This is a genomic window from Paenibacillus sp. AR247 (assembly GCF_002968895.1).
Taxonomy (GTDB): domain Bacteria; phylum Bacillota; class Bacilli; order Paenibacillales; family Paenibacillaceae; genus Paenibacillus_AQ; species Paenibacillus_AQ favisporus.
In genome coordinates this window covers 281434-288395 of the sequence record NZ_PCZT01000012.1, presented here as the reverse complement: position 1 = coordinate 288395, position 6962 = coordinate 281434, and the positions used below count along the sequence as shown (strand labels likewise).

The window sequence follows — 6962 nt, the reverse complement described above, 5'->3', positions numbered from 1 at the left end:
GCACGTCGCCCACCACGAACAGCGCCGCGATCATTGACACCAAAAACGACGCCCAAAATCCAGAACAGGCGCTTGCGCAATTCGCCCAAATGTTCGATATACGAATCCCATTTCCAATGTTTAAACAGAGCTGCTCAACTCCCACTTCACGCCTCGTTCTCAAAAACAAGCGCCCTTATTGCTATGTCCACTTTACCATGTTTGGCCGCAAAAATCATGGGCTTGTTTCCAGTTCCTTCAGCCGCTCCAGCACCAGCCGCACTGCCAGCGCATCATCGATATACCCGAGCGGAAAACTGTAATCCGGGATAATGTCTGCGGACAATACAAAATAGAGCAGCGCGCTGCCGATCACCGTCTTCATATTGGCGGGAACATCCGGTTCATGATAGCGGGCGTACAAATCTTTTAGCTGCTGAATATAGAACCCGGCGCTCTGCAACTGCTCAAGCTTCTCCGGAAACCGATCGGTAATCAGCTCGCTCCCTTCCCGGGTTTCCGCGTATTCCTCGTACTTCACCAGCTCCTGCCGGACACGCTCTGTCATGTCCCGAACATCAATGCCCAGCCCGTCAAACACGCGCAGCAGTTCCTGCTCCTTGGAGCCTACATCAGCTGCCCCTGGCAGATCTGCATCCTTTAGCTGTGTACTGCCGTCAAGCGGATACCCCGCTGCCGATAACAAAGCCTCCATCGGTATGCCCAGGTGGACCGCGAAATGCTGCAAATGCTCCAGCCTCGCTTTCTGTTTTCCGTTGACAATTCTTGATATTGTTGCGGTATCCATGCCCGTCAACGCGCTGAGACCGCGCATGGAGAGCGATTGCTTTTTAAGTGCCGCCTTGATGATATCTGCCAATTTCTCGTGGGACATCGAATCTTCCGGCCCCGTGACCATAAGCTGCACTCCCTTCCTGCCTTGAAAATGGATGCGTTTCGTTAAGTCAACAGCCATTGCTCGCTGCCGAACCCTGTTGACGATATCTCAACAAATAAGCCCATCCCCGTCACTTTTTCTCAACGGCCCCATATGATGTATTACTTCAATTAAAGGAGCTGACATCATGGATCTGGCTGTTTGGATTCCGGCGATTTCCATCGCGCTTGCCGCCAATCTCGATAATGCGGGCGTCGGCGTGGCTTATGGTGTAAGAAATATAAAAATACCGGCATTGGCGGGTACCGTCATCGCGTTTATCGGATTTATGCTGACCTGGATCGGCGGGATATCGGGAAAAGTGCTGTCCGCCTGGCTGCCGCCTTCTGTGTGCAATATTGTCGGCATGGTCATCCTCGTGTCGATCGGTACTTGGGTCATCATTCAGCCGCTGCTGCAGGAGCAATTGGCCCGGCATTCGGACCGGCGGAACTGGTTGACCCGAATCCTGCAAAATCCCGAAACCGCCGACTTCAACGCGTCCAAATCGGTGGATTTCAAAGAATCGGTCGTCCTCGGCATCGCGCTGTCGGTCAACAATCTGGCGGGCGGCTTCGACGCCGGGATCACCCATATCGGCATCTGGGAAACATCGATTTTGTCAGGCATATTCAGCTTTGCCAGTGTGGGTCTCTGCTCTCTCATCGGCCGAAAAATCGCCGGGGAACGCCTGGGCAAAAGCGCCAGCGTCCTTGCCGGCCTTATTCTCATCTTTATCGGGCTGCATCAGGTGATATAACGCTGCGGCCAAAAAAAAGATCCGCCCTGCATGTCAGGGACGGATCTTGCTGCACATTGAATTAAAATTCGAATTCCACGTCGCTCAGGCGGCGTTTAATTTCGGCAATGACGCGCTTCTCGTCTTCTTGGCCCTTCGCTTCGAAAGTGACGGAGAAACGGACAAAGCTGCCGGCATCATCCCAAGGCACGGTGGAGATTAGCTTCTCGCGGATTAAGAACTGGGANAAGTCCTCGCCGGAATTGAAGCGGACCCCGCTTTAANGCCCTTAGGCGCTTCCACATAGAGGAAGAAGGAGTCCTTTTCGGTTTCTCGGCCTGGAACGCCCAGCTCGTTCAGAACGGCTACCAGCATATCGTGGCGGCACGTTTGCTGGTACTGTTCGATACTCATGTATCTTTCATCTCCTACTTCAATTTCTACACCCCTAAATATGAAGGAATCCATGGCGGAATGCCATGGACTAATTATCGTATGATTTGTACTTTCAACGGCTGCGCAGCGATGTCAGCAGATCCTCCATATCGCCGGGAATCGGCGCTGAGAACTCCATATATTCACCGCTTGCCGGATGGATAAACCCAAGCACGCCGGCGTGCAGCGCTTGTCCGTTCATTTTGATGCCTTTGCTCCGTCCGTACACCGGATCCCCGACGAGCGGATGGCCGATGAACTTCATGTGCACCCGGATCTGGTGAGTCCGCCCGGTTTCGAGCTGAAGCTCCAGCAGGGTATAATCGCCAAAGCGCTCCTTGACCGTAAAATGGGTAACGGCGTGCTTGCTGTTTCTTTCCGTCACGGTATACATTTTGCGGTCGACCGAATCGCGCCCGATAGGAGCGTCTATCGTTCCTTGATCATGGCTGACATTGCCGTGGACCAGGGCATAATAGCGCCGGGTCACGCTGTGGTCTTTGAGCTGGGCGGCCAAAGAGGCGTGGGCCATATCGTTCTTTGCGGCCATGATCAAGCCGGAAGTGTCCTTGTCGATCCGGTGAACGATGCCTGGGCGCAGCTCCCCGTTAATGCCGGACAAATCCTTACAGTGGTACATCAGCGCATTCACCAGAGTCCCCGAGGCATGCCCGGGCGCAGGATGAACGACCATCCCCCGCGGCTTGTTGACCACGATGACATCCTTGTCCTCGAAAGCGACATTCAGTGGAATGTCCTCCGGTACGATCTCGACGGCGGCCGGCTCCGGAACGGTCACTTCCAAGCGGTCGCCCGCCGCCAGCTTATAATTGGCTTTGACCGGCTGACCGTTCACAAGCACGTGGCCTGCGCTGATCCAGAGCTGGACCTGGGACCGGGAAATGTCCTCCTCCCAGGATTCCGTAATATATTTATCGATGCGTTCTTTGGCATGGACAGGGTCAACGACCCACTCCCTGATATCCGCACTCTCCGGGTTTTCCCCCGCTCCGGATGTTTGTTCTTCGATCAAACCGGTTCATTCCCTTCATTGCTCTTGTTGTTCGATTCGGTTCGGTTCATGTCCATCAGCGAATCCAGTATAATGAGAGCCACCCCGATCACGATGCAGGAGTCGGCCACATTAAAAATCGGAAACGTATAGCTGCCGAAATTGAATTGTAAAAAGTCCACCACTTCTCCGTTCAACGCACGGTCGAGAAAGTTGCCGATCGCCCCGCCCAGGACGAGGCTAAGCGCTACCGGAAGCAGCTTGCGCGAAGACGATTTTCTCACCCGGTTCATATACCAGATAATCGCCACCACCACGACGATGGTAATCACGATAAAAAACCAGCGCTGGTTGGGAAGAATACCGAAGGCTGCACCCGTGTTCCGGTGGGAGGTAATCAGAAAAAAGTTGCCAATCACCGGAATTTCCTCTGCTAATTCCAATCTGGTGGCAATTAAATACTTGGCGCCCTGATCCACCAAAAACACGATTAAAGCGATTAAGTAGTACACCACAGCCATTTGTCACTCCGTTCTTATTCATTAGGCCCGTCCGCTCGGACACAGCCTTTCACGTCATGTAAAGACTTGTTTATTGTAGCATAGGGCGCCGGAAACCGTCCATAAACGGGGAATGGCGAAAACAATTTCCTTCTGTAAAACAGGCTTAATCCGCACATTCTAGATATGAAAAGAAATCGTCTTTATCGTTTTGTTGATCCAAAGCGGAAAGGGGCTTGATCATGCAGCATCTCACACAATCACAGCTGGATCATTTGCACAATATGCTCAAGGAACAGCAGGAATCCATCCGCCGAAAGGATGACAGCAACGAGCATTACGGCCTGGAAGAATCTATGCGCGACCAGACCGGAGAGCTGTCGAACATCGACAACCACCCCGCCGATGTCGCCACTGAGCTTTACGCCAGGGAAGTCGATTTAACTCTTCAAGACCATGACGATCACCACATGGACCGTATTGAAATGGCGCTGGACCGATTCCAGCAGGGAACCTATGGCGTCTGTGAGGAATGCGGCAAGCCGATCCCGTACGAGCGGTTGGAAGCCGTTCCGACGACGTCCTTTTGCAAAGAGCATTCACCTAAAGTGCATGTAGAGAATTACCGACCTGTCGAAGAGGAATTTTTAATGCCTCCCTTCGGCCGGACGAGCTTGGACGAGCGCGATGACCAGAACGGTTTCGACGGCGAAGACGCGTGGCAGATCGTTGAAAATTTCGGCACCTCCAACTACCCGACAGGCCGGGAGGTTCACAGCTACAACGAGATTGAAATCGAAGCATCCGACGAGCTGGAGGGCTGCGTTGAGCCGTATGAGGCTTTTGTCGCCACCGATATTTACGGAAATCCGATCGAATTTGTCCGTAACCAAGAGTACCGAAAATATATGGACCAAGGCGAAGGTGTCAGCATGGACCAGCTCGGCGAAGAGGACGAAGGGTTTATTTAATACGTCTTCAGCTCAAGCTGGCGCTGGACGATCCGGACGATATCGGCAATATAATCTCCGATAATCGGAAGATTGAGCGCTCCCAGCCCCTGCAGCACATAAATAATCGTCGCCGCAAAAAAGGTGAATCCAATGGCGACCCCGACGCCGCGCGCCGCACCGGACAGCAGGTTTAACATAATCAACCGGAAGGGCCTGTGGAGAAGCTGAGTATATTCCGCAATCCGGGCCTGCTCCAATTCTTCGGCAATCCGCACGGTCAAGCGGTACACGACGTTCAGCTTCTCTTCTTCCGATTCGGGAATGATGCTCTTCTTATTCGCCATCTCTGCAGTCTCCTCTCGGATCAGCGCGGTATCCACGTTCCGATGAACAACAAACGAGCCGAAGCCGGCGCGAAAATGGTCTTCCATTTCCGCACGGGCCAGAAGGCTCGTTTGTTCGTTTGTTGTGCTATTATGCGCCAAAGCGGCGATTGCCATTCAATGGCGGTGAAAGGGCAGGTTATCCGGCAATGCGGATACCTAGCGTTTTGCCGGCGAGATCAACGCGCTCCATTTCGGCTTCTTGGCCAAACGCAAGCTCGTTCACCAGCACGTTTTCCCGGAGCACATGCTCAAACGCCTGGATCGCAGCCGTCAATTCTTCATCCGCATCAAGGACCAGCGTAACGCGTTTTTCGATCGGCAGGTCGAGCTTTTTGCGGTAGTCCTGTACGGCACGCACCACTTCGCGGACCCAGCCTTCCTGTTCCAGTTCAGGCGTGATTTCCGTATTGAGGGCGACGGTGATGCCATAGCCCGAAGCCGATGCAAATCCGGCTTTGGCCTGCTTCTCGACGAGCAGCTCGTCAGCCGTAATCTGAAGCTCATCACCATCCGGCGAAGTGACGTTCAGGCTGCCGTTATTGACGACGTTCCGCGTATCCTCCGGACTCATCGCTTTCAGGAAGCCTTGCAGGAACCCGATATTTTTACCGTATTTCTTGCCCGCCACCTTCAGGTTCATCTTCAGCGTAAAGTCGACGAATCCGCTGTCGCTCGTCTCCACGACGATGTTCTTCACGTTGATTTCTTCCTTGACGATCTCCTCGTATCCGGCCACATCAAAATCGCGGTCCAGCGACACAATCAGCTCGGACAACGGCTGGCGGGTCTTGATCCCCGTTTCGTTCCGCACGTTGCGGGCGAGCTCAACGATCTGGCGGGCGGTTTCCATATCTTCCTCGAGCGCCTTGTCGATTAGAGTTTCGTCGGCAACCGGATAATCGGTCAGATGAACGCTTTCCCCGCCGGTCAGGTTCGTGTAGATATCTTCCGACAGCAGCGGCGTGTACGGCGCCATCAGTTGGGCCAGCGTGACCAGCACATGCGTGAGCGTGCCGTAAGCGGCCAGTTTATCTTCTCCGAGTCCGCTGCCCCAGAAGCGGTCGCGCGAACGGCGGATGTACCAGTTGCTCAGCTCGTCGACGAATCCTTCGATGGCTTTGGCCGAGTTGAGGAAGTCGTTGCTTTCCAGCGCTTTGTCCACCAGCAGGATCAGGCTGTTCAGACGGGACAGGATCCAGCGGTCCAGCTTGTTTTCCGACGGCTGGTACGGATGCTCAGCCGGGTTGTAGCCATCGATGTTCGCATACAGCGTCAGGAACGCGTGCGTGTTGACCAGCGTGTCGATCACTTTGGATTTGGCTTCACCGACGATGCCTTTGGAGAAGCGTTTGCTGTTCCAAGGTGCGCTGTCCGAAAGGAGCGCCCAGCGGAACGCATCCGTGCCGTATTCGTTGATGATGTCCCAAGGGTCGATGACGTTGCCCTTCGATTTGGACATTTTTTGGCCGTTTTCGTCCAGGATATGCCCCGTGGCGATGACCGATTTGTATGGCGCAACGCCTTTGAACAGGGTCGATACGGCCAGCAGGCTGTAGAACCAGCCGCGGGTCTGGTCGATCCCTTCGCAGATCATGTCCGCCGGGAACTGCTCCTCGAACGTGTCCACGTTCTCAAACGGGTAATGATGCTGCGCGAACGGCATCGAGCCGCTGTCGAACCAAACGTCGATCACTTCGGACGTCCGCTCCATCACTCCGCCTTCGCAGTGCGGACAGCGCACTTTGACCTCATCGACGTAAGGCTTATGAAGCTCCAGATCGTTGCTGATTTCGCCGACCGCCTGGGCTTTCAGCTCCGAAAAGCTGTGCGGCGAAAATTCGCCTTTACACGATTCGCAGACCCAAACGTTCAGTGGCGTGCCCCAATAGCGGTTACGGCTGATATTCCAATCCACCAGCTCTTCCAGGAACTTGCCGAAGCGTCCTTCACGGACATGGCCCGGATACCAGGTAACGCCATTGTTGTTGGCGATCAGCTGATCCTTGACGGCCGTCGTTTCG

Annotated in this window: 7 protein-coding genes and 1 pseudogene; 2 read left to right on the top strand and 6 right to left on the bottom strand. The window is 54.2% G+C overall.

Annotation, left to right across the window (positions count from 1 at the left end; genetic code table 11):
• Positions 1–214: 214 nt before the first annotated feature.
• Positions 215–898 (bottom strand): DUF1232 domain-containing protein, encoded by a 684-nt coding sequence (locus tag CPT76_RS22700; RefSeq protein ID WP_258168741.1) that lies wholly within the window; start codon positions 896–898, stop codon positions 215–217.
• Between the two features lie 166 nt (positions 899–1064).
• Here CPT76_RS22700 and ytaF point away from each other — a divergent pair, with 166 nt between their 5' ends.
• Positions 1065–1676: a sporulation membrane protein YtaF gene (gene ytaF / locus CPT76_RS22695; protein WP_105444541.1), complete on the top strand. Its 612-nt coding sequence runs from the start codon at positions 1065–1067 to the stop codon at positions 1674–1676.
• Positions 1677–1737: 61 nt separating this feature from the next.
• Here the strand turns inward: ytaF and CPT76_RS22690 are convergent.
• The 3 genes and pseudogenes from CPT76_RS22690 to lspA form a co-directional block, all read right to left on the bottom strand.
• Positions 1738–2039, bottom strand: a pseudogene (locus CPT76_RS22690) (LL-diaminopimelate aminotransferase); the annotation flags it as partial.
• Between the two features lie 124 nt (positions 2040–2163).
• A complete protein-coding gene (locus CPT76_RS22685; RefSeq protein ID WP_258168760.1) occupies positions 2164–3072 on the bottom strand; it encodes an RluA family pseudouridine synthase in 909 nt (302 codons plus the stop codon).
• A gap of 47 nt (positions 3073–3119) precedes the next feature.
• Positions 3120–3617, bottom strand: a complete 498-nt coding sequence (lspA, locus tag CPT76_RS22680) for a signal peptidase II (RefSeq protein WP_076170153.1) — start codon at positions 3615–3617, stop codon at positions 3120–3122.
• Positions 3618–3844: 227 nt separating this feature from the next.
• Here lspA and CPT76_RS22675 point away from each other — a divergent pair, with 227 nt between their 5' ends.
• On the top strand, positions 3845–4573 hold the full coding sequence (locus CPT76_RS22675) for a TraR/DksA C4-type zinc finger protein (protein WP_105444539.1): 729 nt from the start codon (positions 3845–3847) through the stop codon (positions 4571–4573).
• On the opposite strand, the gene CPT76_RS22670 is transcribed toward CPT76_RS22675, so the two are convergent.
• Together CPT76_RS22670 and CPT76_RS22665 are read right to left on the bottom strand one after the other, a co-directional pair.
• Positions 4570–4899, bottom strand: coding sequence for a DUF5665 domain-containing protein (locus CPT76_RS22670; protein ID WP_105444719.1), 330 nt, complete (start codon positions 4897–4899; stop codon positions 4570–4572). The genes CPT76_RS22675 and CPT76_RS22670 overlap by 4 nt on opposite strands.
• 178 nt (positions 4900–5077) lie before the next feature.
• Positions 5078–6962 (bottom strand): class I tRNA ligase family protein (locus CPT76_RS22665; RefSeq protein ID WP_146116404.1); only part of this gene is annotated, 1885 nt, incomplete at its 5' end.